This is a genomic window from Actinosynnema pretiosum (assembly GCF_002354875.1).
GTDB lineage: Bacteria > Actinomycetota > Actinomycetes > Mycobacteriales > Pseudonocardiaceae > Actinosynnema > Actinosynnema auranticum.
The window spans coordinates 7841762-7867524 of the sequence record NZ_CP023445.1 but is presented as its reverse complement, the minus strand read 5'-3'; the positions used below and the strand labels follow the sequence as shown (position 1 = coordinate 7867524).

General features: G+C 73.2%; 29 protein-coding genes. 10 read left to right on the top strand and 19 right to left on the bottom strand.

Annotated features, from left to right (window positions below):
* Positions 1–38: 38 nt before the first annotated feature.
* The 3 genes from CNX65_RS33835 to CNX65_RS33825 form a co-directional block, all read right to left on the bottom strand.
* On the bottom strand, positions 39–434 hold the full coding sequence (locus tag CNX65_RS33835) for a hypothetical protein (protein ID WP_096497331.1): 396 nt from the start codon (positions 432–434) through the stop codon (positions 39–41).
* Positions 435–726: 292 nt separating this feature from the next.
* A complete protein-coding gene (locus CNX65_RS33830) occupies positions 727–1470 on the bottom strand; it encodes a Crp/Fnr family transcriptional regulator (RefSeq protein WP_232520096.1) in 744 nt (247 codons plus the stop codon).
* 920 nt (positions 1471–2390) lie between these two features.
* Complete coding sequence (locus CNX65_RS33825) at positions 2391–2573, bottom strand: DUF3073 domain-containing protein (protein WP_015805515.1); 183 nt, start codon at positions 2571–2573, stop codon at positions 2391–2393.
* Positions 2574–2735: 162 nt separating this feature from the next.
* Here CNX65_RS33825 and CNX65_RS33820 point away from each other — a divergent pair, with 162 nt between their 5' ends.
* Positions 2736–3617, top strand: coding sequence for a hypothetical protein (locus tag CNX65_RS33820; RefSeq protein WP_096497329.1), 882 nt, complete (start codon positions 2736–2738; stop codon positions 3615–3617).
* A gap of 283 nt (positions 3618–3900) precedes the next feature.
* Here the strand turns inward: CNX65_RS33820 and CNX65_RS33815 are convergent, their stop codons facing one another.
* From CNX65_RS33815 to CNX65_RS33795, 5 genes are all read right to left on the bottom strand, one after another.
* On the bottom strand, positions 3901–5079 hold the full coding sequence (locus CNX65_RS33815; RefSeq protein ID WP_232520095.1) for an MFS transporter: 1179 nt from the start codon (positions 5077–5079) through the stop codon (positions 3901–3903).
* Between the two features lie 151 nt (positions 5080–5230).
* A complete protein-coding gene (locus CNX65_RS33810; RefSeq protein ID WP_096497328.1) occupies positions 5231–5806 on the bottom strand; it encodes an RsiG family protein in 576 nt (191 codons plus the stop codon).
* Between the two features lie 60 nt (positions 5807–5866).
* Positions 5867–6667: a BKACE family enzyme gene (locus CNX65_RS33805; protein WP_096497327.1), complete on the bottom strand. Its 801-nt coding sequence runs from the start codon at positions 6665–6667 to the stop codon at positions 5867–5869.
* A gap of 54 nt (positions 6668–6721) precedes the next feature.
* Positions 6722–7816 (bottom strand): CAF17-like 4Fe-4S cluster assembly/insertion protein YgfZ, encoded by a 1095-nt coding sequence (gene ygfZ, locus CNX65_RS33800; RefSeq protein WP_096497326.1) that lies wholly within the window; start codon positions 7814–7816, stop codon positions 6722–6724.
* The gene (locus CNX65_RS33795) at positions 7813–8187 is read right to left on the bottom strand and encodes a Fur family transcriptional regulator (RefSeq protein WP_232520094.1); all 375 of its coding nucleotides are present in this window, start codon (positions 8185–8187) and stop codon (positions 7813–7815) included. Before CNX65_RS33795 ends, ygfZ begins: the two co-directional genes overlap by 4 nt.
* A 96-nt stretch (positions 8188–8283) precedes the next feature.
* On the opposite strand from CNX65_RS33795, the gene CNX65_RS33790 reads away from it, so the two are divergent.
* Positions 8284–9126, top strand: a complete 843-nt coding sequence (locus CNX65_RS33790; RefSeq protein WP_096497325.1) for an aminodeoxychorismate lyase — start codon at positions 8284–8286, stop codon at positions 9124–9126.
* A gap of 79 nt (positions 9127–9205) precedes the next feature.
* Here CNX65_RS33790 and CNX65_RS33785 read toward each other — a convergent pair whose 3' ends face one another.
* From CNX65_RS33785 to CNX65_RS33745, 10 genes are all read right to left on the bottom strand, one after another.
* Positions 9206–10063, bottom strand: coding sequence for a 5-oxoprolinase subunit C family protein (locus tag CNX65_RS33785; RefSeq protein WP_096497324.1), 858 nt, complete (start codon positions 10061–10063; stop codon positions 9206–9208).
* The gene (locus CNX65_RS35890; RefSeq protein WP_015805506.1) at positions 10060–10215 is read right to left on the bottom strand and encodes a hypothetical protein; all 156 of its coding nucleotides are present in this window, start codon (positions 10213–10215) and stop codon (positions 10060–10062) included. The genes CNX65_RS33785 and CNX65_RS35890 overlap by 4 nt, the downstream gene beginning before the upstream one ends.
* Before the next feature lie 114 nt (positions 10216–10329).
* Positions 10330–10932, bottom strand: coding sequence for a 5-oxoprolinase subunit B family protein (locus CNX65_RS33780; protein ID WP_096497323.1), 603 nt, complete (start codon positions 10930–10932; stop codon positions 10330–10332).
* 394 nt (positions 10933–11326) lie between these two features.
* On the bottom strand, positions 11327–11962 hold the full coding sequence (locus CNX65_RS33775) for an FABP family protein (RefSeq protein ID WP_096497322.1): 636 nt from the start codon (positions 11960–11962) through the stop codon (positions 11327–11329).
* Positions 11963–12296: 334 nt separating this feature from the next.
* A complete protein-coding gene (locus CNX65_RS33770) occupies positions 12297–12599 on the bottom strand; it encodes a DUF1416 domain-containing protein (RefSeq protein WP_096497321.1) in 303 nt (100 codons plus the stop codon).
* Positions 12599–13444 (bottom strand): sulfurtransferase, encoded by an 846-nt coding sequence (locus CNX65_RS33765; protein ID WP_096497320.1) that lies wholly within the window; start codon positions 13442–13444, stop codon positions 12599–12601. Before CNX65_RS33765 ends, CNX65_RS33770 begins: the two co-directional genes overlap by 1 nt.
* Before the next feature lie 106 nt (positions 13445–13550).
* Positions 13551–13985, bottom strand: coding sequence for a DUF4395 domain-containing protein (locus CNX65_RS33760; protein WP_096497319.1), 435 nt, complete (start codon positions 13983–13985; stop codon positions 13551–13553).
* A 234-nt stretch (positions 13986–14219) separates the two neighbouring features.
* Positions 14220–14642: a thioredoxin family protein gene (locus tag CNX65_RS33755; RefSeq protein ID WP_096497318.1), complete on the bottom strand. Its 423-nt coding sequence runs from the start codon at positions 14640–14642 to the stop codon at positions 14220–14222.
* A gap of 40 nt (positions 14643–14682) precedes the next feature.
* A complete protein-coding gene (locus CNX65_RS33750; protein WP_096497317.1) occupies positions 14683–15489 on the bottom strand; it encodes an LmeA family phospholipid-binding protein in 807 nt (268 codons plus the stop codon).
* Positions 15486–16184, bottom strand: coding sequence for an alpha/beta hydrolase family protein (locus tag CNX65_RS33745; RefSeq protein WP_309142033.1), 699 nt, complete (start codon positions 16182–16184; stop codon positions 15486–15488). The genes CNX65_RS33750 and CNX65_RS33745 overlap by 4 nt, the downstream gene beginning before the upstream one ends.
* 210 nt (positions 16185–16394) lie before the next feature.
* Between CNX65_RS33745 and CNX65_RS33740 the strand changes: the two genes are divergently transcribed.
* The 8 genes from CNX65_RS33740 to CNX65_RS33705 all read left to right on the top strand — a co-directional run bounded on the left by CNX65_RS33740 (position 16395) and on the right by CNX65_RS33705 (position 24979).
* Entirely contained in the window at positions 16395–17147 is a 753-nt protein-coding gene (locus tag CNX65_RS33740) for a response regulator transcription factor (protein WP_015805496.1), read from the top strand.
* An 89-nt stretch (positions 17148–17236) separates the two neighbouring features.
* Positions 17237–18130, top strand: coding sequence for a mycothiol synthase (gene mshD / locus CNX65_RS33735; protein WP_096497315.1), 894 nt, complete (start codon positions 17237–17239; stop codon positions 18128–18130).
* Between the two features lie 192 nt (positions 18131–18322).
* Positions 18323–19444, top strand: a complete 1122-nt coding sequence (gene pstS, locus CNX65_RS33730) for a phosphate ABC transporter substrate-binding protein PstS (protein ID WP_096497314.1) — start codon at positions 18323–18325, stop codon at positions 19442–19444.
* A gap of 38 nt (positions 19445–19482) precedes the next feature.
* The gene (gene pstC, locus CNX65_RS33725; protein WP_096497313.1) at positions 19483–20541 is read left to right on the top strand and encodes a phosphate ABC transporter permease subunit PstC; all 1059 of its coding nucleotides are present in this window, start codon (positions 19483–19485) and stop codon (positions 20539–20541) included.
* Positions 20538–21452, top strand: a complete 915-nt coding sequence (gene pstA, locus CNX65_RS33720) for a phosphate ABC transporter permease PstA (RefSeq protein ID WP_096497312.1) — start codon at positions 20538–20540, stop codon at positions 21450–21452. The genes pstC and pstA overlap by 4 nt, the downstream gene beginning before the upstream one ends.
* 10 nt (positions 21453–21462) lie before the next feature.
* A complete protein-coding gene (gene pstB, locus CNX65_RS33715) occupies positions 21463–22239 on the top strand; it encodes a phosphate ABC transporter ATP-binding protein PstB (RefSeq protein ID WP_015805491.1) in 777 nt (258 codons plus the stop codon).
* 224 nt (positions 22240–22463) lie between these two features.
* Complete coding sequence (locus tag CNX65_RS38105; RefSeq protein WP_157767954.1) at positions 22464–24182, top strand: PPE domain-containing protein; 1719 nt, start codon at positions 22464–22466, stop codon at positions 24180–24182.
* The gene (locus CNX65_RS33705; RefSeq protein ID WP_096497310.1) at positions 24179–24979 is read left to right on the top strand and encodes an ESX secretion-associated protein EspG; all 801 of its coding nucleotides are present in this window, start codon (positions 24179–24181) and stop codon (positions 24977–24979) included. The genes CNX65_RS38105 and CNX65_RS33705 overlap by 4 nt, the downstream gene beginning before the upstream one ends.
* 55 nt (positions 24980–25034) lie before the next feature.
* Here the strand turns inward: CNX65_RS33705 and phoU are convergent, their stop codons facing one another.
* Positions 25035–25697, bottom strand: a complete 663-nt coding sequence (phoU, locus tag CNX65_RS33700) for a phosphate signaling complex protein PhoU (RefSeq protein ID WP_096497309.1) — start codon at positions 25695–25697, stop codon at positions 25035–25037.
* Between the last annotated feature and the right edge of the window lie 66 nt (positions 25698–25763).

Sequence of the window (25763 nt, the reverse complement as noted above, 5' to 3'; positions counted from 1 at the left end):
TCGTTCACCGGTAGGGCCGGTTCACCGCGGGGGCCGGGTCACCGGTAGGGCGAGGCCTGCGCGAGCTTGACGCTCCCGCGCAGCACCGAGGGCGGCACGACCCCGTCCTGCCCGCTCCACCGGGGCAGCGAGGGGCTCACCTCGGCCAGCGCCCGACGCAACCCTGTGGCGGCCTCGGGCCGACCGAGCAGCACCTCGTGCAGCGAGTCCCGCCACTCGGCCGTGAACGCGGCGCGCGCGGGCTCCCGCCGCACCGCGTGCTGCGACACCAGCGCCCGCCGCCCCTTCTCCAGCCGCAACCGGGGCACACCGGGCCGCACCGGGTCGACCGCCTCCGCGACCCCGTCCCGCAGCGCGGGCCACAGCGGGGTGTCGGTCGCCCTGGCGAGCGCGCTCGCCACGGCCCCGGCCAGCATCAGCAGCGCCTCCGGCAAGGTCGTGCGTCCTCTCATCAGGCGGGGCGGGAAGACAGGGGGCGGGCCCCGGAGGCGAAACCCCCTGGGGCGGACCCGGTGTCGGCGAGCGCGAGCACCCGACCAGGTCCGGCGCGCCCCACGGGTACCCGCTCCACCACCGTTCGACGCCACCCGCCGGATGTGACGATGATCCACTTTGGCGGGTTCCCGGACCGCTGCTCCCGGACCAGGGCTCCCGGACCTGAGCTCCCGCCACGGGACACTCTGGCCCACCGGCCTCGCCCGCACCCCGCACCAGTGCGGTCGGGGCTCAGATCCCCGCGTAGGTCCGCAGCTCGTCCAGGTCCGGGATCAGCACGTCCCGGCGCAGGTGGCTGACCACGACCCCGGCCTTGCGCAGATCGCTGAAGGCCTTCTCGGCGGTCCTCGGCTTCATCCCGGCGATGGAAGCGAGTTCCACCTTCGTCAGCGGAATTCCGAGCGTCCAGCCGTGCACTTCCTCGCGGCCATAAGTCTCGATCAATTCCACCAGAACGCGTGCGACGCGTTCCGCCGCGGGGTGCGAGAGGAAATCGCGTCGCCGCTGGTTGGCAGTTCGCAACCGGTCGTTGATCATTCCGATCAATTCCACGAACACGTCGTTCCTGCGGTGCAGGAAGCCCATCAGCTCGACGCTCGTGATGAGTTTCGCGACCACGTCCCCGCAGGTGACCACGGTCGCCGAGCGCGGTTTCTGGTCGAGGGCCGCCATCTCGCCCACCAGGTCGCCCGCGACCCTGATCGCGAGCAGCGCGGTGTCACCGGTCTCGTCGGTGGTCTGCACCTTCACGACGCCCTCGAGCAGCAGCAGGACGTGGGTGTCCTTCGCGTCCTGCTCGATGACCTCCCGGTCGGCGGCGTAGCGGACCACGGTGCCGACCGCGAGCAGCTCCTGTCTGGTGTTCTCGCGGAGCCTGCTCAGCAGGCTGTTTCTGGGCCACACTTGTTCCTGGGGCGCGGTGCTCGGCATGGGCAGCATGTGGGTCCTGTTACTGTCGTGACCGGCGGAACTCAATTGGGTCGACCCGGTGCGGTCGGCAAGTGATGGTCTCCCCTAACGTGCTGCGGACAGTACACCCGATTGGGGGGTAAGTGCGCTGAGCCAGTTCGGCGTTTTGCCCATCGGGAGCCTCCGGAAGATCGCACGCGAATACGTTCGCAATGCCCAATCAAATGGAATCGCCCTGCTCCCGCGCGTCGCCATCGGCGCGCCGACCGGTGAAGACCTGTCCGATCCGGGACCTTGGACCTGTTGAGATGTCCGAAGGACCTGAACCGGTCCGCTCGGCGGGTCGCGAACCCCGTGGTCGGGCCGCCGGACCGCCCGCCCGTCCGCCGCGCCCTCGGGGCGGCACGCGGGGCACGTGAAAGGTTCTCGGGTCTGCCCGGCCACAGCCTGCCCGCTCCGACTCGACTTGCCAACCCCGGTCCCGAACCCGCCCGCCTCCGGCCCCGCAGTCCCCACCCGGCGGCGCGAGCGCCACGACCCCGGTGCGGTGCTCCAGGCCCACCTCGCAGCGGTCCCGCCAGACCCCGGACAGCACAAAATCCGCCCGCGTCCCCGGCCGTGCTCCGAAGTGGAGCGCAACGCGGGTCAAGCGGGCGGTGCGGTGTGAACCCGGACGCTCCAGGCCACGGCCGCCTGCTCACCGGACGCCGCTCACCCACCACCCGCGCCGGGGCGCGGGACGGGGAGGAGTGGTCAACCGGATCGCCGAAGAGCACCGGGACGGGAGGCTTCCCGCCGGTGCTGCGGCCGACCTGGCGCCGCCGGGGACGGGAGTCGTGCCACGAACTCCGCACGGCTCCGCGTCGCGCGGGTCCGTCCGGGGATGTGGTCGACTCCGCCTCGGCAGCGCGCCAGGGCGATGTCAGTGTCAAAGATCGGGCTGCCGGTGGTGCCGGCAGCCCGATCTCTGCATGGGTGTGATTGCGTCAGCGACGGTAGTCGTCGTAATCGTCGTCCGACGAGTCGTCGACGCGATCATCGCTTCGTCGACCGATGTCGGAATCGCCGGACAACTCGCGTTGCAAGGCGTCAAAGTCGGTGTTGTGAGAGCTGTACTTCAGCTCCCTCGCCACCTTCGTCTGCTTGGCCTTCGCTCGGCCGCGCCCCATGGCTCGACCCCCTCGCACAGGGACGGGGGCGGCCGGGGGAACGGCGGCCCCACTCGTCTCGACAACTAGTTCCTGGTAACTACCGTACCGTGTCGATGGGGTTGCCCGCGACGCGGTAGGCGTGACACGTGCCGCCAAATCTCACCGTGGGAGGATGCGGGGGTGCCTCGACCGTTCGTCGCCTACCTCAGGGTGTACGAACCGCTGTCGTCCCTTGACGCACCGTTGGCGGACCGGGTGCGAAAAGCCCTGGAAGAGGGCCCGCTGACCCGTGCGGAGGCGGGGGAGCGGGAACGTCACCTGTGGTTGCGATCACAGTTGGGCGGGCGCCCGCGCCTGCTCCCCGGAGAACGCCCCGACGGGGGACCCTCGCCCGACGCCCCCTTCGACGTGCTGGCGCTCGACCCGGCCGACGTCCCCGGCGAGGTCGGCGACGGCCCGCTGGTCTGCCCGCTGGACCTCCGCGCCCGCTCGGCCGCCGCCCTCGTGGGCTTCCTGGCCACCTCCTGGGGCCCGCTCCAGGACGAGGCGCTGCCCGCGAGCCCCGACGCGGTCCGGGCTCGGGCGGGCTCGGTCATGGCGGAGCTGACCGGGGGCGCGGTCCACGTCATCTCCACCACCTGGACGGTCCCGCTGCCCTGGTTCGCGCTGGTCGACCCGGAGGCCAGGCGGCTCGTCCTGGCCACCAGGGACGCGCCGGAGCGCGAGGTGTCCTGGCGGGCGTCCATGACGGACGCGCGCGAGCGGGTCGCGCGGGCGCTGCGCGTGGTCCGGGACTCGATCGGCGAGGAGGGCCCGGCGAAGGTGCTCGCCGACACCGGCCGCTGGCTGGAGCACTTCGACGCGGGCTCGGCCGTCGAGCTGGACTACGGCGGCCTCGTGCAGCTCGTCGACGACCAGGACCTGACCGACGACACCTCGGCGCAGGACGTCAACGCCATCGTGGACGCCCTGGAGGAGGGGGACGCGGAGGAGGTCGCGTTGCGCTACGAGGTGCTGCGCGAGTTCTGGGGCGAACTGGCCCGGCGCGAGCGGCACGGCTGACCCCGGCGGCTCCGGCCGCCCTGGATCGGGCCACCGCCCCCCGATCGGGCGATCTCGCCAGAACCACCCCGTCGAGACCACCCCGTCGAGACCACCCCGTCGGGCGGCCCCAACGCCTTCCGGGGCGTCCGCTCGCCCGCAGAGCGCTGCCGGGGGCGTCCCGCCCCGCTGCCGCCAGGCCCCGGCCGCTGCCACCCGACCGCCGCCCGGCTCCGGCCACAGCCCAGCCCACGGTCGCCCACCGCTGCCCGCCCCCTGGGCCTCAGATCCCCCAGGCCTCGGCTCACCCCGCCGAACCGGCCACCGGTCCCTCGGTCAGCTTCCCGCGCGCCAGCACCACCCTGGCCGCCGCCGCGCACACCCCCGCCAGCACCAGCGCCCACGTCCACCCCAGCGCCACCGCCACCCACCCCGCGAGCGCGGGCGTCACCGTCGCGGTCAGGTAGTTGGCGCTGTTCTGCATCCCCAGCGCGGTCCCGCCGCGCCCCGGCGGGGCCAGCTCGCCCGCCGCCGTCACCGCCAGCCCGTTCCACGACATCGCCAGCGCCGCGGTCGGCAGCAGGGCCGCGCACACCAGCCACCGGGGCGCCGAGTCCAGCAGCGCCGCGCACCCGGCGAACCCGACCGCGACCGCTGCCCCGATCGACCGCAGCGGCCCCAACCTGCCGCCCGCCCGGTCCGACCAGATCCCCGCCGCGAGCCGCCCGGCCCCGCCGAGCACCTGGGCCACCGCGAACAGCGCCGCCGCCGTCGCCGCCGCGATCCCGAGGTGGCCGTGCAGCAGCTCCACCAGCAGCGCGCCCGCCGTGAACTGCGGCACCACCAGCAGCCCCGACGCCAGGCTCAGCCGCAGCAACCGCCGGTCCGCCAGCACCAGGCCCTGCCCGCCGCGCGCGACCCGCACCACCCCCGGCGGCTCCCGCACCCACACCGCGACGGCGACCGCCACCAGCGCCGTCGCGCCCGCCAGCGCCAGGAACGCCACCGGCACCCCGGACCCGACCGCCACGGCGGGCAGCAGCCCCGCCGTGACCGCCGCGCCCAGCGGGACGGCGGTCTGCCGCACCCCCATCGCCAGCCCGCGCCGCTCCCTCGGGAACCAGGTCAGCACCGCCCGGCCGCTGGCCGCGTTCACGCTCGCCCCGAACAGCCCGGCCCCGAACAGCGCCACCCCGGCGAGCACCGCCCCCGAGCGCGCCACCAGCGCCAGGCACGCCGCGGCCCCGAACCCGCCGACCGCCATCACCAGCCGCTCGCCGCGCCGGTCCGCGACCGCGCCCCACGGCACCAGCGCCAGCACCGTGCCCAGGTTCGCCGCGCCGAGCAGCAGCCCGACCTGCGGCAGCGACAGCCCGAAGTGCTCGCGCAGGTACGGGCTGATCGACGGCAGCCCCAGGAACACCGCCGCGTTGGTCCCCTGCGCGAGCGCGCCGACCAGCAGCACCACCCAGCGGTAGCTCACCGGTGACCACCACCCCGGCGGGCGCGGGCGGACGGGGGCGGCTGGAGGAGGGCGCGGCTGATCACGCCCCCGACGCTAAGCCCGGTTGCTCAAGATGCGGGAGTGTGGTCCCACCTGTTAGAACGTCGAACGACGTTCCCGCAGGTCGCGGCTACTCGCCGGGACGCTTTCCGTGCAGTCCGCGCTCCACCGCGAGCAGCTCGTCCACCGACGCCGTGCCGCTCCGGTACCGCCCGCCGATCTCGTCGTTCAGCCGGTCCACCACGCCCTGCACCTCGCGCCGCCGCGCCGACACCGACGCCTCCTCGGCGACGAACGTCCGCAGCGCCAGGTCCAGCTTCTCGTCGTCCAGCGCGCTCACGTCCGACAGGTCCACGTCGGACACCAGCGCCTCCACGTGCCGCTGGTGCGCGTCGGCCCGCGACGGCTCCTGCGCCTGGTAGCGGCCCAGCCCGGTCGCGGGCCCCACGGCGTTGGACGACAGGATCGCGGCCAGCCGGTCCACCACCGCCGACCCGCCCGTGCTGCGCCGCTGCTGCTCGGCCCGCACCATGTCGATCCGGGCGTGCAGCAACCGCCGCAGGTACGACAGGTCCGTCTCCTCCTGCGCGGCCTCGTCGCGCTTCGCGCGCACCTCGGCGAGCGGGAGCCGCTCGACACCCTCGGTGTAGTCGGGGGCGAGCACCCGGTCGATGCGGCGGCGCCCTCCGGGGCGCACCTCGATCACGTACTCATCCTGGGGTAGTCCGTGCTTGCCCGCCAACACAAACCTGCTTCCAAAGTTGTCTCAAACCCGTACCGGTGCGCGCCGACCGAGCAACTCGCGCGCCTGCGCGCCCGACAGCGGCGGGCGCTGGGCGATCCGGGCGACCCCCGCCGCCCGCGCCACCAGCTGGGTGGTGCTCTGCGCCCGCTGCCCCTCGGCGTACTCCGGCGTGTCCGCCAGGCCCACCCGCAGGTGCCCGCCGCACGCCAGCGCCGCCAGCAGCACCGGCAACCCGGCCCGGTCGAGCCCGGTCGCCGAGAACAGCGCCCCCTCCGGCAGCTCCCGCACCAGCGGCACCAGGGTGTCCGCGTCGCCGGGCAGCCCGCCGGGCGCGCCCAGCACCAGCCCCACGTGCACCACCCCGCCCGCCGGGAGTCCGCGCTCGTCCAGCAGCCTGCGCAGCAGCGCGAGCTGCCCCGCGCCGCTCACCGCGTACTCGGGGACGATCCCGCGCTCGCGCATCGCCTCGTGCGCCGCGACCGCGAACTCCCAGCGGTCGCCGCCACCGGGCGCGCCCAGCGCGAGGGACGCCGAGTCCGGCAGCGCGTCCAGCACGCGCAACCGGTCCGCGTCCGAAGCGCCGCCGGGCCCGTCGAGCGACAGCAGCACCGCCAGCGAGGTGCCCTCGCGCAGCGCCGCCACGCACTCGGCGGCCTGACCGGGGTCCAGCGACAGCAGGCCGTCCGATCCCCGGACGTCGACCCGCACCACCGAGGCCCCGACCTGCTCGCACGCCTGCGCGGCGGTCAGCAGCTCACCGGGGGCCACCGGCAGGTGGGGGACGTCGCCGCGCGCGACCCCGGCGGGGGCCGCGATGATCATCGTTCCGCGTGGACCGGGACGGGACATGCCGTGATAGTGGCACATCCCGGCCCCTCACCTGGCGAGCCTGCGCGCCGCCTCGTGGCCGAGGCGCGGGGAGTCGGCGGGCACCGAGTCCGGGTCCACGCTCGCCTGCACCACCCGGTCCTCGTCGCCGACCAGCAGTTCCGCGTCCACCGGCACCGAGCGCTTCACCAGCGCCAGCACCACCGGCCCCAGCTCGTGGTGCAGCGCGACGCTACCCACTCGGCCTACCACCCGGTCCCCGTGCCTGACCGGGTCGCCGGTCTCCGGCTGCACCTCGCGCGTGCCGTCCAGGTGCAGCAGCAGCATCCGCCGGGGCGGGCGGCCGACGTTCTGCACCTTCGCCACCGTCTCCTGCCCCCGGTAGCAGCCCTTGTCCAGGTGCACCGCCGAGCCGATCCAGTTGACCTCGTGCGGGATGGTCCTCTCGTCCGTGTCCACGCCCGGCCTCGGCCGCAGCGACTCCACCCGCAGCGCCGTGAACGCCCAGCTGCCCGCCGCCCGCGCGCCCGCGCCGGTCAGCCGGGACCACCAGTCGGCCAGCTCGCCGCGCGGCACCAGCAGGTCCACCGCGCCCGCGCCCGGCCAGGACACCCGGCGCGCGAACCCGCCGCCCGGCAGCTCGCGGACGCCGTCCGACCCGTCCGGGACCGGCACGTCCAGCTTCGCCAGCAGCTCCGCCGCGTCCGGCCCGGCCACGGTCAGCAGCGCCAGCTCGGCCGTCGCGTCGCGCGGCTCCACCTTGGACCAGAACACCATGCGGGACAGGTACTCCAGCAGCGGCGCGGTCGTCTCCGCCTCGACGTCCAGGTACGCGGTCCCGCCGGTGTTGGCGACCACCGCGTGGTGCTCCACCCGGCCCTGCGCGTCCAGCACCAGCATCTCGGTGCCCCGGTCCTGCCCCAGCGCGGTGAAGTGCTGGCTGGTCAGCGAGTGCAGCCAGGTCAGGCGGTCCTCGCCGGGCACCGCGATGACGCCGCGGTGCGAGCGGTCGAACACCGCGACGCCGCGCACCGCCGCCCGCTGCTCGGCGAACGGGTCGCCGAAGTGCCAGGGAACGCCCTGGTCGGGGGCGCCGTCGAACGGCGCCACGGCGCCGGGCGTGGTCAGCGTCGGGGAGTTCACTCGGTCTCCTTGAGGCAGTCCCGGCAGGTGCCGGACAGCGCGAGGTGCGTTGCGTCCAGTTCGAACCCGTCCCGCTCGCGCAGTGTTCCGCACAGCGGCTCCAGCAGCTCGCACGGCACCTCGTCGACCCGGCCGCAGCGGTGGCACACCAGGTGCACGTGCTCGTGCTCGTCCACCGAGTAGTTCGGCGCGCCGTGCCCGAGGTGGGTGTGCCTGACCAGGCCGAGCCGGTCGAGCAGGTCGAGCGTGCGGTAGACGGTGGTGATGTTGACGGTGGGCGCGGTCTCCTGGACGCGCGCGCACACCTGCTCGGGGGTCGCGTGGCCGAGCGCCCGCACCGCGTCCAGCACGAGCTGGCGCTGCGGTGTCATCCGCATCCCCCGTTGGTGCAGAGTGCTGCGCAGAGCCCGCTGACCACCCGCCGTGTCCACGACCTCGATGGTAAGCCCGTGGGTACGCTCGCCCCCATGCGCGTGCTCGCACTGCTCGACGGAACCCTCGCGGACCCCGACGCCCCGCTCATCCGGATCGACGACCTCGGCCTCGTGCGCGGTGACGGGGTCTTCGAGACGATCCTCGTCGTCGGTGGCAAGCCCAGGGAGCTGGGTCCCCACCTCGACCGCCTGGAGCGGTCGGCGGCCATGCTCGACCTGCCCGCGCCGGACCGCGCGGGTTACGAGCGGGCGGCGAAGGCGGTGCTGGACAACTGGTCCGGCGGCGCCGAGCTGGCGCTCAAGCTCGTCATGACCAGGGGAGTCGAGGGCGGCGACGGCACGCCCACCGGCTTCGCGCTCGGGCTGGAGATCTCGCCGAAGGTGCTCGCGCAGCGCGCGGAGGGCATCGCGGCGGTCACCCTGGACCGGGGGATCGAGCCGGGCCTCGCCGAGCGCGCCCCGTGGCTGCTGCTCGGCGCGAAGTCCCTGTCGTACGCGGTGAACATGGCCGCGCTGCGCGAGGCCGAGCGCAGGGGCGCGGCGGAGGTGGTCTTCACGACCTCCGGCGGCTCGGTGCTGGAGGGCCCGACGTCCACCCTGATCGCGGTGCGCGGCCGGACCCTGACCACGCCGCCCGCGACGCTGGGCATCCTGCCCGGCACCACCCAGGCGGTGCTGTTCCAGGCCGCGGAGAAGGCCGGGTGGACGGTCGTCGTCGAGCCGATCGCCGTCGAGGACCTGTTCACCGCCGACGCGGTGCTGCTGGTGTCGAGCGTCCGCTCGATCACCCGCGTGCACACCCTGGACGGCAAGGCGCTGCCCGACTCGACCGCGCTGCACGCCGAGCTGCACGCGCTCTACGAGTCCCAGTACTAGGGCCGCGGCACCGGGTCGCAGCGCCGGAGCGGCGCCGGAGGCGATGTGGTGGGGACCCGCGCCCGCGAGTCCCCCCGCGTCAGCGCCCGACCCGGAACCTGACCCGCGTGCCCGGCCTGGCCTGGCCCAGCCCCGGCAGCGCGCGCTCCGCGACGACCCCGATCACCGGGTAGCCCCCGGTGGTGGGGTGGTCGGCGAGGAACACCACCGGCTGGCCGTCCGCGGGCACCTGCACCGCGCCGGTCACCAGGCCCTCGCTGGGCAGCTCCCGGCCGGTCGCCTCACCGGTGCGCCGCAGCGCCGTCCCGGCCAGCCGCAGCCCGACCCGGTTGCTCCGGTCCGACACCACCCAGCTCCCGGCGGCCAGCTGGCCCGCCGGGTCGGTGAACCAGTCGTCGCGCGGTCCCAGCAGCACCGGGACCTCGACCTCGTCGGGCGCGCGGGCGGGGACCAGCACGTCCACCCCGACCGGGATGCCGGTCGACTCGCCCAGCGGCAGCACGTCCCCGCGCGCGACGGGGTCCGGGCCGATCCCGGACAGCAGGTCCGACGAGCGGCTGCCCAGCTGCTCGGGCACCGCGATCCCGCCGGACACCGCGAGGTAGCAGCGCAAGCCGGAGGTCGGGGTCCCGACCTCCAGCTCGTCGCCTTCCACGAGGTGGCAGGGCGAGTCCCGCTCCCTGCCGTTGACCCGCACCGCGACCTGCGGACCGGTGACCGCGACCGTGCACGAGCCGGTCGCCACCACCGCCAGGCCGCCCAGCAGCAGTTCCAGCCCGGCCGCGCCGTCGGCGTTGCCGACGAGCCGGTTGGCCAGGGCCAGCGACGCCCGGTCCAGCGCCCCGGAGGGCGGAACGCCCAGGTGGGCGTGGCCGGGTCGGCCGAAGTCCTGCACGAGCGCCTGCGGTCCGGTCCGCAGGACGCGGAGCGTTCTCACATTCCCACCTCGTTGTCCGACTCGCGCTCGGCGCGCTCCTCGGAGACCGCGGTGTGCCGCGTCTGGTTGGCGAGCGAGTGCTCCTCGGAGCTGCTCGCGGGCCGCGAGGGAACGCCGAGGCGCAGCCGCTTCGGGTTTGCCAGTGAACTCATATCTTCCACCTCCTCCCGTGCTGGACAGTGCCGAAAGTCCTTCGTAGTACTACGAAACAACGCCGGGGTTCCCCCGGTTGTGCCCCTTCACCCGCGCGAGTCGGGTCGCCTCGGTCACAACGCCTCGAAGCGCACCCGGTCGCCCGGAGCCAGCAGCGCCGGTTCGTCCCGCTCGGGGTCGAACAGCGGCGCGTCCGTCGTGCCGATCAGCCGCCACCCGCCGGGCGTGGCCCTCGGGTAGGCGGCGGTGAACTCGCCCGCCACGGCGACCGACCCGGCGGGGACGCGCGTCCTCGGCGAGTCCAGCCTCGGCTGCCGCAGCGGCTCCGGCAGGCCGGTCAGGTAGCCGAAGCCGGGCGCGAACCCGCAGAACGCCACCTCGTACGCGGCCCCGGTGTGCAGCGCGACGACCTCGTCCACCGCCAGGCCCGCCGTCTCCGCGACCAGCTCCAGGTCCGGCCCGTCGTAGCGGACCGGCAGCACGACCTCCCGCGCGGGCGCCGGGGCGGGCGCCGACAGGTCGAGGCCGTCGAGCAGCTCGCGCACCGCCCCCAGCCCGCCCGGCGCGGCCTTGACCAGCACCGTCCTGGCGGCCGGGACGACCTCGGCGACCTGCGGCAGGTCGGCGGCCCGCACCGCCGCGCGCACCGCGGCGACCTCGTCCAGCGAGCTCACCTCGACGAGCACCGCGTCGGAGCCGCACCGCCGCAGTCGCATGGCCCTCCGCCCGGATCGGGTGGTCGTGATCGTCTGATCGTTGGATTGTTCAACAACCCGTGCGAAGGGCACTCCCTCGAACGGGTGGTGGTGTGTCGTGCGTGCTCCCCCGCGGCGGGGCCGGTGACCCCCTCGTCGGGGCTCGTCCGGTGGTCCGCGTGCCGGGACGGCGGCCGTGGAACGCCGCCGGTGGTGCGCTCGGCCCGGTTCGCGCCGGGCTGGTTCCGCTTCGCCGGGTGTCCGACCGGCGGGTCGCGCCGGTCGGGTGGCCTCGGGGACCCGGTGGGGTCCCGCTCGGCCGGGTGGGCCGGGACCGGCCTGAGCCGGACCCGATCCCCTCACCGTCCAGAGGTGCTGCCGTCCTGCGGTCTTGCGGCTGGGAGCGGCTCCCCGGCTAGCCGACGACCCGGCGCAGGTGCGCCGAGGAGTGCGGCTGCAAGGGCTGGCCGACCATCGCGCGCTCCTCGACGTACGCCAGGTCGCCGTTGTTGACGATGCCGTACAGCCGCTGCGCGCCGGTCACCTCCTTGGCGGTCGCCGTGCGGACCACCGCGTCGGTGCCGAACTCCCAGGAGGTCTGGTTGCGGGGCTTGCCGTAGAACAGCTCCACGATCCCGGTGTTGTGCGTGAGCAGCACCTCGATCGTGTCGTCGGGCTGCGGGCGCCAGAAACCGGTCTCGCGCGCCGCCTGCCTGATCACCGCGCCGTTCTCGTCCAGCAGCCACGACCGCGCCTCGTAGTAGAGGAACGGCCGCCCGTCGTGGGCGAACGTGACCTGCTGGCCGAACCGGTACGGGCCCTCGATCGTCGGGTACACGACCTCGCCCTCGCCGCGCCACACGCCCACCAGCGGCAGCAGCGCGAGGCACGCGTCGTGCAGCGACGGGCCCTCCCTCAGGTTCGCGGTGTCCGCCGGGACCGGCAGGTCGTCGAACTGGGGGAGGTTGCGGGCGCGCGTCGACTCGGCGCGCTCTGCGGCGGCCTGGACGGCGGCGTCACCGCTGCCGGGGACCGGCGTCTGCTCTGCCATCACCGCTGGTCGGAGAACAGCCGGTACACGACGTACCCGGCGAACCACGTGATGAGCAACGACACGAGGACCAGCAGTGTGGTGAAGAAGTGTTCCACCCGGCAAGTTTACCGTCACCGGGCGTCGCGGCGCGTGACTCGGTGGCGAAGACCACCGGGCGCGTCGCGACTTGACCGAGCCAGAAAACGATCAAGATGATGGGGCGCACACCGGAAAACGGCCCAGGGGTTGGGTTTCCGGCCCCGGAGGGGTCGCGCGAGCGGCCCCGCGAGGCCCCGGCGCACGTGCGAGGGCCCCGGCGGCGGATCGCTGCCGGGGCCCCGAAGCCGGTCCGTCAGGCGACCGCGACCTCGACCGCGTGCACGCCGGGACCGCCCGCCGTCACCGCGGCCTCGCCGTTGCCCGACCGGTGCAGCGCCCGCACCGTCCAGTCGCCGGGCGCCGCGTAGAAGCGGAACTCGCCCTGCTCCGACGACACCACCTCGGCGGTGAACTCGCCGGACGAGTCCAGCAGCCGCACGTACGCCCCGCCGACCGGCGCGCCCCCGGCGCTCACCCGGCCCGACAGCACGACCTCGTTCGCGCCCACGCTCAGCTCCACGCCCTGCTGGGGCGCCCCGCAACCCGCCGCGCTCATCACGCCTCCTTGCCGGAACCGAGCTCGACCGGCACGCCGATCAGCGAGCCGTACTCGGTCCACGAGCCGTCGTAGTTCTTCACGTCCGAGTGCCCGAGCAGCTCGTGCAGCGCGAACCAGCTGTGCGAGGAGCGCTCGCCGATGCGGCAGTACGCGATGGTGCTGCGCGAGCCGTCCAGGCCGGCGTCCGCGTACAGCGCGGCCAGCTCCTCGTCGGACTTGAACGTGCCGTCCTCGTTGGCGGCCTTGCTCCACGGCACGTTGATCGCCGTGGGGATGTGCCCGCCGCGCTGCGCCTGCTCCTGCGGCAGGTGCGCGGGCGCGAGCAGCTTGCCGCTGAACTCGTCGGGGGAGCGCACGTCCACCAGGTTCTTCGCGCCGATCGCCTCGACGACCTCGTCGCGGAAGGCCCGGATCGACAGGTCCTGCTCCTGCGCCTGGTAGGTGGTCGCCTCGCGCTCCACGACCTCCTTGTCCAGGGGGCGGCCGTCCAGCTCCCACTTCTTGCGCCCGCCGTCGATCAGCTTCACCGACTCGTGGCCGTACAGCTTGAAGTACCAGTAGGCGTACGCGGCGAACCAGTTGTTGTTGCCGCCGTACAGGATCACCGTGTCGGAGTTCGCGATGCCCTTGGCGGACAGCAGCTTCTCGAAGCCCGCGCGGTCGACGAAGTCGCGGCGGACCGGGTCCTGCAGCTCGGTGCGCCAGTCGATCCGCACCGCGCCGGGCAGGTGGCCCCCCTCGTAGGCGGTGGTGTCCTCGTCGACCTCGACGAACACCACGCCGGGCGCGGCGAGGTTCTCCTCGGCCCAGGCGGCGGAGACCAGGACGTCTGCACGGCTCATCGAGCGGCTCCCATTCGTTGTGCGGAAGTGCGGTTTCGGGTCTGCGGTCGTGCTCTCGGGGCCGGGCGAGCTGCGCTCGGCGGCGGGGTCCGGGACGCGGGTGTCGTCAGTGGCGGGGCGCGGGCGCCGGGGCGAGGCGGCGGACCAGCAGGAACAGCTCGCAGCCGAGGCACAGCCCCAGCGCGGCGTTCAGCAGGGCCGCGGTCAGCGCGGCCGAGGTGGCCACCACGCCCAGCGCCGTCCAGCCCGCCGCGTAGCCGATCGTGCCGACCAGCGCGAAGGCGAACCCGACGCCCTGGGCGAACCGCAGCGGCGCCGCGTCCTCCCGCTCCGCCTCCGGCAGCCTGGGTTGCAGGACCCGCCGGTACACGTGCCCCCACGGGTTGAGCCGCAGGGACACGAAGGCGCACATCGCGAAGAGGGCGGTCTGCGCCGCCAGCAGTCGCCACGAACCGGTGAGCAGCACCAGGACCAGCACCGCGCTGGTGAACCAGGCGCTGAACCTGGCCCCCCTGGGATCGACGGGGACGTCCTTCGGCACGGCGACCTCCTGGCGTTGGCGTCAGGGGCGGTGGGGACGGGCGGCGCGCTCGGCGCGGTCACGCCCGGCGCGGTCACGACGACCTCGGCGGGTCAGCCCGCCGTGCGACACAGGCTGCTGCGGACGCGGCACAGGTCCACCGCGAGTCGCTTCGTCAGCAGCGCGTTCATGCCGTCGAGGGTAGCCGCTAGTCCCTGCCACCGGGAGTGGTGTCCAGGGGTTGGGAGGACCGGATCACCCGTCCGACGGGCGCGTCAGCCCGGTGAGCGCGCCGGACAGCCCCTCCGCGTCCGGGACGCCGGTGACCCGCAGCAGCTCGGCGCCGCGCCGGTCGTAGGCCACGGTCGTCGGGGTGGCGAGCACCCCCAGCGCCGCGGCCAGCTCGGGCCGCTCGGTCACGTCCAGCTCGGCCAGGCGCACGCCGCCGGTCCGCGCGACCAGCCCGGCCAGCACCTCCCGGCTGCGGCGGCAGCCCGCGCAGAACCGGGTCGTCACCTGCACCAGGGTCACCTCGGCGTCCGGGTCGAGCAGCGCCCGCACCTCGTCGGGCAGCGCGCGCCGCGACCCCGGCCGCACCCGGCCGCGCCCGCGGAGCGCGACGGCGACCGCCGCCACCACCACGAGCGCGCACAGCAGGCCGAGCAGGCCCCCGGTCACGCAGGCCCCCGCGGGAGCCCGCCGCGACCGGGGGCCGCGCTCACCGCTGGTCCAGCGGGATGTTCTCCAGGGTCCCCTCGACGGTCAGCGCGCCGCTCTCCACCCGCACGGCGGTCGGGGTCACGGTGAACGGCAGCGAACCGGGGTCGATCTTCACGTTCAGCGCCGACCGCACCGCGCCCAGCACCTCGTTGAGCCCGGCCAGCGAGGTGTCGTCGATCTCCACGTCGTTCACGCCGATCTCCACCATCCCGCCGGACAGCGTCACCGTGCCGTAGGCCGAGATCCGGATCTTCCGCCCGGCCAGCGAGGTCGTGCCGCTCAGCTTCACGGCGGCGGCGGTGGGCGGCTGCTGCCCGCCCTGCGTCTCCGGACCGCCCTGCTCGACCGGCCTGGTGTCCGGCTCGATCGCCATGTCGGTGAACGGCGTGACCTGGTTGACCAGGCGGTTCAGGTCGTTCGCCTTGATCTTGACGCTGCCCTTGACCTGGTCGATGCGCGCGTTGCTGGTGTCGCCCGCCAGCAGCTCGGACAGGCCGATCCTGGTGTGGTAGAGGTTCGCCTTGATCTCCAGGTCGCGCAGCTGGTCGCGCACCGGGACGCCGTTGGCGGTGATCTCGATGTCCCGGTAGTCGCCGCCCAGCGCCTGGGTGGTGAACGGGAACCCGTTGATCCGCACGGCGGGGTCCTCGCTGAGCTGGAGCTTGTCCCGCATCCGCTGGGCCACCTGGTACTCACCCGCCGCCGCCAGGCCGAAGTCGGCCGCGACCAGCAGCCCGCCGAGCACCAGGGCCGTGATCACGAGCTTGCGGCCCCGCCGGGGTCGGCGGGGTTCGGGGGCGGTCATCGCCAGGTCCTCCAGGAAGCGTCGTCGAGCCAGGTCGCGATCCGGTCTACCAGAACGGGCGTCATCGCCGACTCGGCGTGGCCGGTCCGCGGCTCCAGCCACAGCTCGGCCGCGCCACCGGCGGCCCGGTGCAGCGCGGTGGCGTGGGCGGGCGCGAAGTACCGGTCCAGCTCGCCGTGCACCAGCAGCAGCGGCGTGGGCGCGATCCGGTGCACCACCTCGACGGGGCTCTCCGGGACCCGCGCCCACGGCCCGGCCAGCCGCACGCCCAGCGCGCGGGCGGCGAGCCTGCCGTGCGGCTGCTCCAGCAGCCAGTGCACGCGGCGCATCGCGGCGGTCTCCCTCGACCACCACCGCGCCGGGCTGCTGACCGCCGCCACGGCGTCCGGCCGGTCGTCGGCGAGCGCGGCGTGCCGCAGCGCCACCGACGCGCCCATCGAGAACCCGACCACCACGACCCGCCGGTACCCCAGCTCGCGGGCCAGCGAAACCCCGGCGGCGAGGTCGTGGACCTCGTCACCGCCGACGGTGGTCCGCCCGCCGGAGCGGCCGTGCCCCCGGAAGTCCAGGGCGATCACCCCGCCGTGCCGGGCGAAGCGGCGCAGCACCCGCGCCACGTACGGCTTGCCGGTGTGGTTGGTGAAGCCGTGCCCCACGACGAACGCCAGGTCCGGCGGGGTCGACGGGGTCGTCACGTGTACCCCGTGCAGGCGAACTCCGCCGTGTGACACGGGTGTAACAAGCGTGACGCTTGTGGAAACAACTGTGACCCTGTCCTGCTGACCTGGGTCTTTCGCGGCGCGCACCGGTATCGTCTCCGTCATCCGCAGGCAACGGGGCCCGGTCACCGTACTTCGCTGCGAGTGCTCCGGTGACCAACACCGGCCGAACAGGAGGGCGCCGCGATGAGCATCGACGTGCTGCTGCTGACCACCGACCCCGATCCCGAGGCGGTGCTGCCCGCGCTGGCCCTGCTTCCCCACGAGGTCCGCCCGCTCCGCCCGGAGGTCTCCGCGCTGCTGGAGGCGGGCCCCCACGACGTCGTCCTGGTGGACGCCCGCACCGACCTGGTCGGCGCGCGCGGCCTGTGCCGCCTGCTGGACTCCAGCGGCGTCGACGTGCCGGTCGTCGCGATCGTCACCGAGGGCAGCCTGGTCGCCGTCAACGCCGACTGGAGCGTCGACGAGATCCTGCTCCCCACCTCCGGCCCGGCCGAGGTCGACGCCCGGCTGCGCCTGGTGCGCTCCCGCCGGGGCGCCGCCCAGTCCGGCGGCGACGGCTCGCTGCAGCTCGGCGAGCTGGTCATCGACGAGGCCACCTACACCGCCCGCCTGCGCGGCCGTCCGCTCGACCTCACCTACAAGGAGTTCGAGCTGCTGAAGTACCTGGCGCAGCACGCGGGCCGGGTGTTCACCCGCGCGCAGCTGCTCCAGGAGGTCTGGGGCTACGACTTCTTCGGCGGCACCCGCACCGTGGACGTCCACGTGCGGCGCCTGCGCGCCAAGCTCGGCCCCGAGCACGAGTCGCTCATCGGCACCGTGCGCAACGTGGGCTACAAGTTCGTCCGCCCGCCGCGTCCCGGCTCGCTGCGCCGCCCCGAGGCCGAGCAGGCCATCGGCGCCCCGCAGCTGGACGAGACCGAGCTGTTCCGCGTCTGAGCGCGGGTCCCCAGGCAGGGGGCCGACGGGTGGCCCCCTGATCTACCGCCGCCTGATCGACCGCCGCCGCAGCGGGTAGCGTCGCGGGCGTGGCTGACCTGACCTGGCACGACGCGCTGGACCCCGAGCAGGCCGAGGAGATCACCCGGCTGCTCGCCGAAGCCGAGGAGGTGGACGGCGTCGCCCCCGCGGGCGAGGCCGTCCACCTCCGCTTGCGTCCGGGGGCCTCCGGCAGCGCGCACCTGCTGGCCCGCGTCGACGGCGTCCTCGCCGGGTACGCGCACCTCGACCTGCTCGGCGACTCGGACGGCAACCTGGTGGCGGAGCTGGCCGTGCGGCCGGGGTCGCGCCGCGCGGGCGTGGGCTCGGAGCTGGCCGGGGCCGTCCTCGGAGCCGCCGCCGATCGCGGCGGGCCGGTGCGCTTCTGGGCGCACGGCGACCGCGAGGGCGCTTCCGGGCTCGCCGCCAGGCTCGGCGCCCGCCGGGTCCGCGAGCTGTGGGTGATGCGGCGCGCGCTGGCCGGGCTGCCCGAGGTCCCCCCGCTGCCCGAGGGCGTGGCGCTGCGGTCCTTCGAACCGGGGCGGGACGAGGACGCGGTCGTGCGGGTCAACGCGCGGGCGTTCTCCTGGCACCCGGAGCAGGGCGCGATGACCGCCGACGACGTCCGGCTCAAGGAGGCCGAGGACTGGTTCGACGCGGACGGCTTCCTGCTCGCGGTGGACGGGGCCGACCGGCTGCTCGGCTTCCACTGGACCAAGCGGCACGACGAGTCCATGGGCGAGGTCTACGTGGTCGGCGTCGACCCGGACGCGCAGGGCGGCGGCCTCGGCAAGGCGCTCACCCTCGCGGGTCTGGTCCACCTGAAGAGCACCGGACTGCGCGACGTGCACCTCTACGTCGAGTCCGACAACTCACCGGCGGTGCGCGTGTACACCCGGTTGGGCTTTTCGCGCTGGAAAGCGGACGTCCAATACGCCCTGTAGTGACAAACCCATCACGCCATGCAAACGTGCAGGTCACGGGATCACCCTAATGGCCGTGGGTCCAGTCACCTCCCGTGTGGTGTTCACCTTCCGTTCATGTTCCCCTGGGGGTCTGTCCACTCTCGCTCCCTACCGTCCGTGTCGAGCGGTGAAACGCCGTTCAATCAAAGCCCCCGTACGTGGAGGACCCAGGTGAAGACCAAGCGGCACGGCGCCGTCGTCGGCCTTATCGCGGCCGGTGCGCTTCTGCTCACCGCATGCGGCAGCGACAACAACACCGCTGCGACCGGCAGCTCCTCGACGGGCGGCGCGAGCACCCCGTCCGCGCCCGTCGAGTGCGGTGGCAAGACGAAGCTGAACGCAGAGGGCTCCTCGGCTCAGAAGAACGCGATCGACACGTTCGTCCAGGCCTACCAGCAGCAGTGCGCGGGCGCCGACCTCGCGTACAACGGCTCCGGTTCCGGCGCGGGCATCAAGAACTTCAACGCGGGCCAGGTCGACTTCGGCGGTTCCGACTCCGCCATGAAGGACGCCGAGATCGCCGCCGCCACCGAGCGCTGCCAGGGCAACCCCGCCTGGCACCTGCCGATGGTCTTCGGCCCCGTCGCCCTCGGCTACAAGCTGAACGGCGTCACCGACCTGGCCCTCAACGCCGAGGTCACCGCCAAGATCTTCAACGGCTCGGTCAAGAAGTGGAACGACCCGGCGATCTCCGCCCTCAACTCGGGCGCGAAGCTGCCCGACACCGAGATCAAGGTCGTCTACCGCAACGACGAGTCCGGCACCACGGACAACTTCCAGAAGTACCTGACCACCGCCGCCCCCGCGGCGTGGACCCAGGGCGACGGCAAGCAGTTCAAGGGCGGTGTCGGCGAGGGCAAGGAGAAGTCCGCCGGTGTCGCGCAGGCCGTGGCCTCCGTGGACGGTGCCATCACCTACGTCGAGCTGTCCTACGCCCAGGACAACAAGCTCTCGATCGCCAAGATCGACTCCGGCGCCGGCGCGGTCGAGCTGACCGGCGAGTCGGTCGGCAAGGCCATCGACAGCGCGAAGATCAAGGGCCAGGGCAACGACCTCGTCCTCGACCTGAACTCGATCTACGGCACCAAGGCCGAGGGCGCCTACCCGCTGCTCCTGGCCACCTACGAGATCGTCTGCTCCAAGGGCTACGACGCCGACACCGCCAAGGCCGTCAAGGCGTTCCTGACGGTCGCGGCCACCACCGGCCAGGCCGGTCTGGCGGACGCGGGCTACGCCCCGCTGCCCGACGCCTTCCAGGAGAAGCTGCTGACCGCCATCAAGGCGATCGCCTGAGTCAGGCAGACTCCGGACGTTGACGCGAAGTTGACGCGATGAACGACCGCACTGCGGCGCAGCGCCCCGCGGGCACCGGGACCCATCCCGGTGCCCGCGGGGGCGTCCCGGCCGCTCGACCAGCCCCGGAGGCTCCGATTCCCCCCACCTCGGAAGGCGAGAAGAAGGCGCACGTCCGGCCAGGTGACCGGATCTTCAGCGGGCTCGCCACCGGTTCCGGCGTCCTCGTCGTGGTGCTCATCGCGGCGATCGGCGTGTTCCTGCTCATGCAGGCCGTCCCGTCACTCGCGCTGAACAACGCGAACTTCCTGACCAGTCGCGAGTGGTCCACCGGCGACGTCAGCGACATGCGCTTCGGCATCCTGGACCTGCTCCTGGTCACCGTGGTGGCCTCGCTCGTGGCGCTGGCGATCGCCATGCCGATCGCGCTGGGCATCGCCCTCTTCCTCACCCAGTACGCCCCGCGCAAGCTGTCGCGGACGTTCGCCTACGTCATCGACCTGCTCGCCGCGGTCCCCTCGATCATCTTCGGCCTCTGGGGCCTGTTCATCCTGGGGCCGGTGCTCACGCCCGTCGGCGAGTTCCTGACCGACAAGCTCGGCTGGATCTTCCTGTTCTCGCAGGGCAACGTGTCCATCGAGCTGGGCGGCACGATCTTCACCGCGGGCATCGTCCTCGCCGTGATGATCCTGCCGATCATCACCGCCGTCAGCCGCGAGGTCTTCGACCGCACCCCGCCCGCGCACGTCGAGGGCGCGATCGCGCTCGGCGCGACCAAGTGGGAGGTCGTCAAGACCACCGTCCTGCCGTTCGGCAAGGCCGGTTACGTCAGCGCCTCGATGCTCGGCCTCGGCCGCGCGCTCGGCGAGACCATCGCGCTGACGATCATCCTCAGCTCGACGGCCCAGGCGTTCGGCTGGAGCCTGTTCGACGGCGGCGCCACGTTCGCCTCGAAGATCGCGCTGGCCGCGCCCGAGTTCAACGACCCGAAGTCGGCGGGCGCCTACGTCGCCGCGGGCCTGGTGCTGTTCGTGCTGACCTTCGTGGTCAACGCGATCGCCCGGTCCATCGTCGCAGGTCACAAGGAGTACGAATGATGGCCGAGACGGCGGACCTGGACCGCCTGGCGAAGCCGCCCACGTTCCAGAGCATCAGCGGCGTCCGCAAGTTCAAGAACGGCATGGCCACCGCGCTGGTGTGGCTGGCGTTCGGCGTCGCGATCATCCCGCTGGTGTGGGTGCTCTACACCGTGATCCAGCGCGGCTTCCCGATCGTGCTCAACGCCGACTGGTGGCAGAAGTCCCTGTCCGGCCTGCTGTCCCGGCAGCAGGGCGGCGGCGTCTACCACGCGATCTACGGCACGCTGGTCCAGGGCCTGGTCTGCGCCCTGATCTCGGTCCCGGTCGGCATGTTCGTCGGCGTCTACCTGGTCGAGTACGGCGGCCGGTCGAGGCTGGCCAAGGCCACCACGTTCATGGTCGACATCCTCACCGGTGTCCCGTCCATCGTGGCCGCGCTGTTCATCTACTCGCTGTGGATCACCACGTTCGGCTTCGGCCGCAGCGCGTTCGCGGTGTCGCTGGCCCTGGTGCTGCTCATGGTCCCGGTGATCGTGCGCACCACCGAGGAGATGCTCAAGATCGTCCCCGACGAGCTGCGCGAGGCCTCCTACGCGCTGGGCATCCCCAAGTGGAAGACCATCGTGAAGATCGTCCTGCCCACCGCGCTCTCCGGCATCCTCACCGGCATCATGCTGGCGCTGGCGCGCGTGATGGGCGAGACCGCCCCGGTGCTGGTGCTGGCGGCGTACGCGCCGTTCATCAACTACAACCTGTTCGACGGGCCGATGGCGTCGCTCCCGCTGCTCATGACCACGGAGCGCAACAACCCGACGGACGCGGGCTTCGACCGGCTCTGGGGTGCCGCGATCACCCTGGTCCTGATCATCACGTTGTTCAACCTGCTGGCGACCGCGGCCTCGCGGTGGCTGGCCCCGAAGACCAAGTGAGCGGGCACTGATGGCCAAGCGCATCGACGTCAAGGACCTCAACCTCTACTACGGCAAGTTCCACGCCGTGAACGAGGTCTCCCTAGCCGTTCCGCCGCGCAGCGTGACCGCGTTCATCGGCCCGTCCGGCTGCGGCAAGTCCACCGTGCTCCGCTCGCTGAACCGGATGCACGAGGTGGCGCCCGGCGCCCGCGTCGAGGGCAAGGTGCTGCTGGACGGCGAGGACATCTACGCCTCCTCGGTCGACCCGGTGCAGGTGCGCCGCACCATCGGCATGGTGTTCCAGCGCCCCAACCCGTTCCCGACGATGTCCATCCGCGACAACGTCGTGGCGGGCCTGCGCCTGGCGGGCGTGAAGAACCGCAAGCAGCTCGACGAGGTCGCGGAGCGCTCGCTGCGCGGCGCGAACCTGTGGAACGAGGTCAAGGACCGCCTCGACCGTCCGGGCGGCGGCCTGTCGGGCGGTCAGCAGCAGCGCCTGTGCATCGCGCGCGCCATCGCCGTCCAGCCGGACGTGCTGCTGATGGACGAGCCCTGCTCGGCCCTGGACCCGATCTCCACGCTGGCGATCGAGGACCTGATCACGGAGCTGAAGAAGGACTTCACCATCGTGATCGTCACCCACAACATGCAGCAGGCGGCGCGCGTCAGCGACCAGACCGCGTTCTTCAACCTGCTCGGCGTCGGCCAGCCCGGCAGGCTGATCGAGGTGGACGACACCGAGAAGATCTTCTCGAACCCCACCCAGAAGGCCACCGAGGACTACATCTCGGGCCGCTTCGGCTGATCCGCCGGATTTCCCGGAGAAGCCCCCCGCGCGATTCGCGCGGGGGGCTTTTTCGCGCGCGTTCCGGAGGTATCTTCTCCGTGCGGGGCGATCGGTGCCGCTGACACCTCGAGCGCCTGCGGAGCGGGCCCGGCGACGAACCGGGAACCCTCCGCTTTCGGCGCGCGTCGAATCCGGGGACGGGGCGGCACCGGACGGGTACCGTGCTTGCTCGGGAACGGGCTGTGAGCGCTCACCAGGGGGTAGACGTGGCGGAGAACGACCAGGGCACAGCGGGGCAGGGCGGGCAGAACACCGCCCACGCCCTCCCCACCATGACCGACATACGCCAGGAGAACGCTGCGGACGCCCACGTCCAGATGCAGACGTCCACCTCCGCGAATCCCTTGTCCCGCGCGGTCGAGGCCGCCTCCATCGTCGTCAAGATGGAGGTGGACTCCCGGACCCAGTTCGAGCAGCAGCGGCGTGAGCTCGGTGCCCAGATCCAGGACACCCGTCCCCCCATGACGCCCGACGGCACCAACTACATGTCCTACGAGCACTCCGCCCTCCAGCAGATGGTCACCGAGGGCATGGACCCCGCCAGCGCGCGCGGTCAGGTCGACGCGTGGAACCAGGTGGGCACCACCCTGGTCACCCTCCAGGACAACCTGCGCGGCGCGACCGCGGCGAGCAAGGACGCCTGGCAGGGCGAGGCGGCGGAGTCCGCGCGGTCCTACTTCGGCAGCGTCACGGACTGGTCGACCAACGCGGCCCAGTCCGCCCAGTACACCAGCGCCCAGATGCAGAGCCAGGTGGACGCGGCCGAGAGCGCCAAGTCGAAGATGCCCGAGCCTGTCCAGTTCAGCACGGCCGACGCCACCAAGATGCTGCTCGCCGAGCCGAACCCCCTCAACTGGGGCGGCACGATCTCCGAGATCAAGCAGAAGTTCGCCGAGAAGCAGGAAGCCCACGTCAAGGCCGCCGAGACCATGACGGCGATGTCCAGCACGTTCGCCGAGACGGGGGCCACCATGCCCGCCTTCGTCGCGCCCCCGCCCATGTCCGGTTCGGACAGCGGCTCCTCGGACAGCGGCGACAGGACTTCGATCAGCTCGCGCCCCGACTCCAGCGTCGGCAGCGGGATCGGCACCGGCACGGGGCGCATCGGCGGCGTCGGCACCGGGAACAGCGGCACCTACGTCTACGACGGCGGACCGAACGGCGGCGGCACCACCGGGACCGGGACCGGCAACGGCGGTGGCAGCGGCAGCGGCGGCTCGAACAACTCGGGCGGCAACACCAACCAGTCCGGCGTGACCTACCCCGGTGGTGGCGGTACCGGTGGTGGCACCGGAGGTGGCGGCACCGGTGGCGGTGGCATCGGTGGCGGTGGCACCGGCGGCGGCTACGTCCCGCCGGGCGGTGTCGGCTACCTCCCGCCCGGTGGCACGGGCACAGGTGGGACCGGAACCGGTTCCGGCGGCCTCGGCGGTGGTCGTGGCGGCCTCGGCGGCGGCACGGGCGCGGGTGGCCTCGGTGGCCGCGGTGGCGCAGGCGGCCTGTCCGGCGGTCCCGGCGGTCTCGCCGCGGCGGGTGGTCGCGCGGGTGGTTTCGGCGGTGGCGCAAGTGGTTTCGGCGGTGGCGCGGGCGGCTTCGGCGCCGGTGGGTCCGGTGTCGGCGGCTCGGGCCTCGGTGCGGGCGGCTCCTCCTCCGCCCTCGGCGAGGGCGGCCGCAGCGGTGTCGGCGGCTACGGCTCCGGTGGCGCGGGCGGTCTAGGCGGCGTGGCGGCCGGTCGCGGTGGCGCGGCGGCCGGTGGCATGGGTGCGGGCGGCATGGGAGCCGCAGGTGGCCGGGGCAACGGGGAAGAGGACAAGGAGCACAAGACCGCCTCGTACCTCCAGGAGACCGAGGACGTCTTCGGGGACGGGACGCTCGTGGCGCCTCCCGTCATCGGCGGGTGAGCGTGTTCTCGTTCAGCCTGTCCCACGCCGCGACCGACATCCTCTGGGAGGACCTCGACCTCGGCCCCCGTCCTTACCCCTTCGAGATCCGCCACGTGGGCCGGACCTTCGACGAGCGCGCGGGTATCAGGAACGCGGTGTACCGCGACCTGGAGTCCAGGAAGCTGGCGTTCCGGGGGCGGGTCGTGGGCGAGGTCCAGGAGGCGCTGACCTTGCTGGTCCGCGCCGACTACACCGTCAACGCGATCGCCGCGCTGGACGCCCGCGTCCCGGAGCGCCAGCTGCTGGCGCGCGGCGGCGCGACCCGTGACGTGGCGGCGCTGGCCGTGCTGGACGACCGGATGCTCAAGGTCGACCTGATCCGCTCCTCGGCGCTGCTGCACGCGCTGGTCTCACTCGTGCCGCAGGTGCGGCCGGGACCGGGGCACTCGATGACCCTCCCGGTTCCCCAGGGGCAGGAGCAGCGCAGACCTCGTCGGGAAGAGGACTACGACGCGAACACCTTCACCAGCGCCGTCTCCGCGCGGAGCGCCAGGGGAGGCCAGGAGCAGCAGCTCATGGCGATCTTCTCGCGCCCCAAGCTGAGCCTGGGGAACTTCGGCTTCTCGGTTCGCGGCAGGTACGGCCGGGAGACCAAGGGACCCGAGGTCATCTGGTTCGACAACGACCAAGGCCGGTACATGATGCAGACCAGGGAGAACCCGGACGGTCAGCGCTGGATGACGGCCGCGCCCGCCGACAGCGGCCGGATCGCCATGCAGCTCGGCCAGGACCTCAACGCGCTGCTCAACCGCTAGCCGAACGCCAAGGGGGCGGGTCCGCGCGCCGCGGACCCGCCCCCTCCGTCGTCGATCAGGCCTCTTCGTCGCCGTATCCGGGCATCTTGCCCGTCACCACGAACACGGTCCGCTTCGCCACCGACACCGCGTGGTCCGCGAACCGCTCGTAGAAGCGGCCCAGCAGGGTGGTGTCCACGGCGGACGGCACGCCGTGCGGCCACTCCTTGTCCATGATCACCGTGAACAGGTGGCGGTGCAGGTCGTCCATGGCGTCGTCCGCGTCCTCCAGGGACCGGGCGCGCGCCACGTCCTGGGTGCGGATGATGTCCGTCGCCTCCGTCGCCAGCTCGACCGCGATGCGGCCCATCTCGGCGAAGTAGGGGGCGACCGGCTCGGCCAGCACGTGGTTGGGGTGCCTGCGCCGCGCGGCCTTCGCCACGTGCAGCGCCAGGTCGCCCATCCGCTCCACGCTCTCGGCGGCGTGGATGACCGCCAGCACCGTGCGCAGGTCGGTCGCGACGGGGGCCTGGAGCGCGAGCAGCGCGTACGCCTGCTCCTCGATGCTGGCGCGCACCTCGTCGATCCTGGCGTCGTCGCTGATCACCTGCTCGGCGACGGCCAGGTCGGCCTCCAGCAGGGCCTTCGTGGCCAGCTCGATCGCCTTGCCGGACATCGCACACATGTCGGCCAGTCGCTCCGCGAGCTGTCCGAGCTGGTCTTGGTAGGCCTCACGCATGGTCCAAGCCTAGGGCCACCTGATCGCGCGAGCGACATTCCCCGGTGAACCGGGGATGAACCCGTG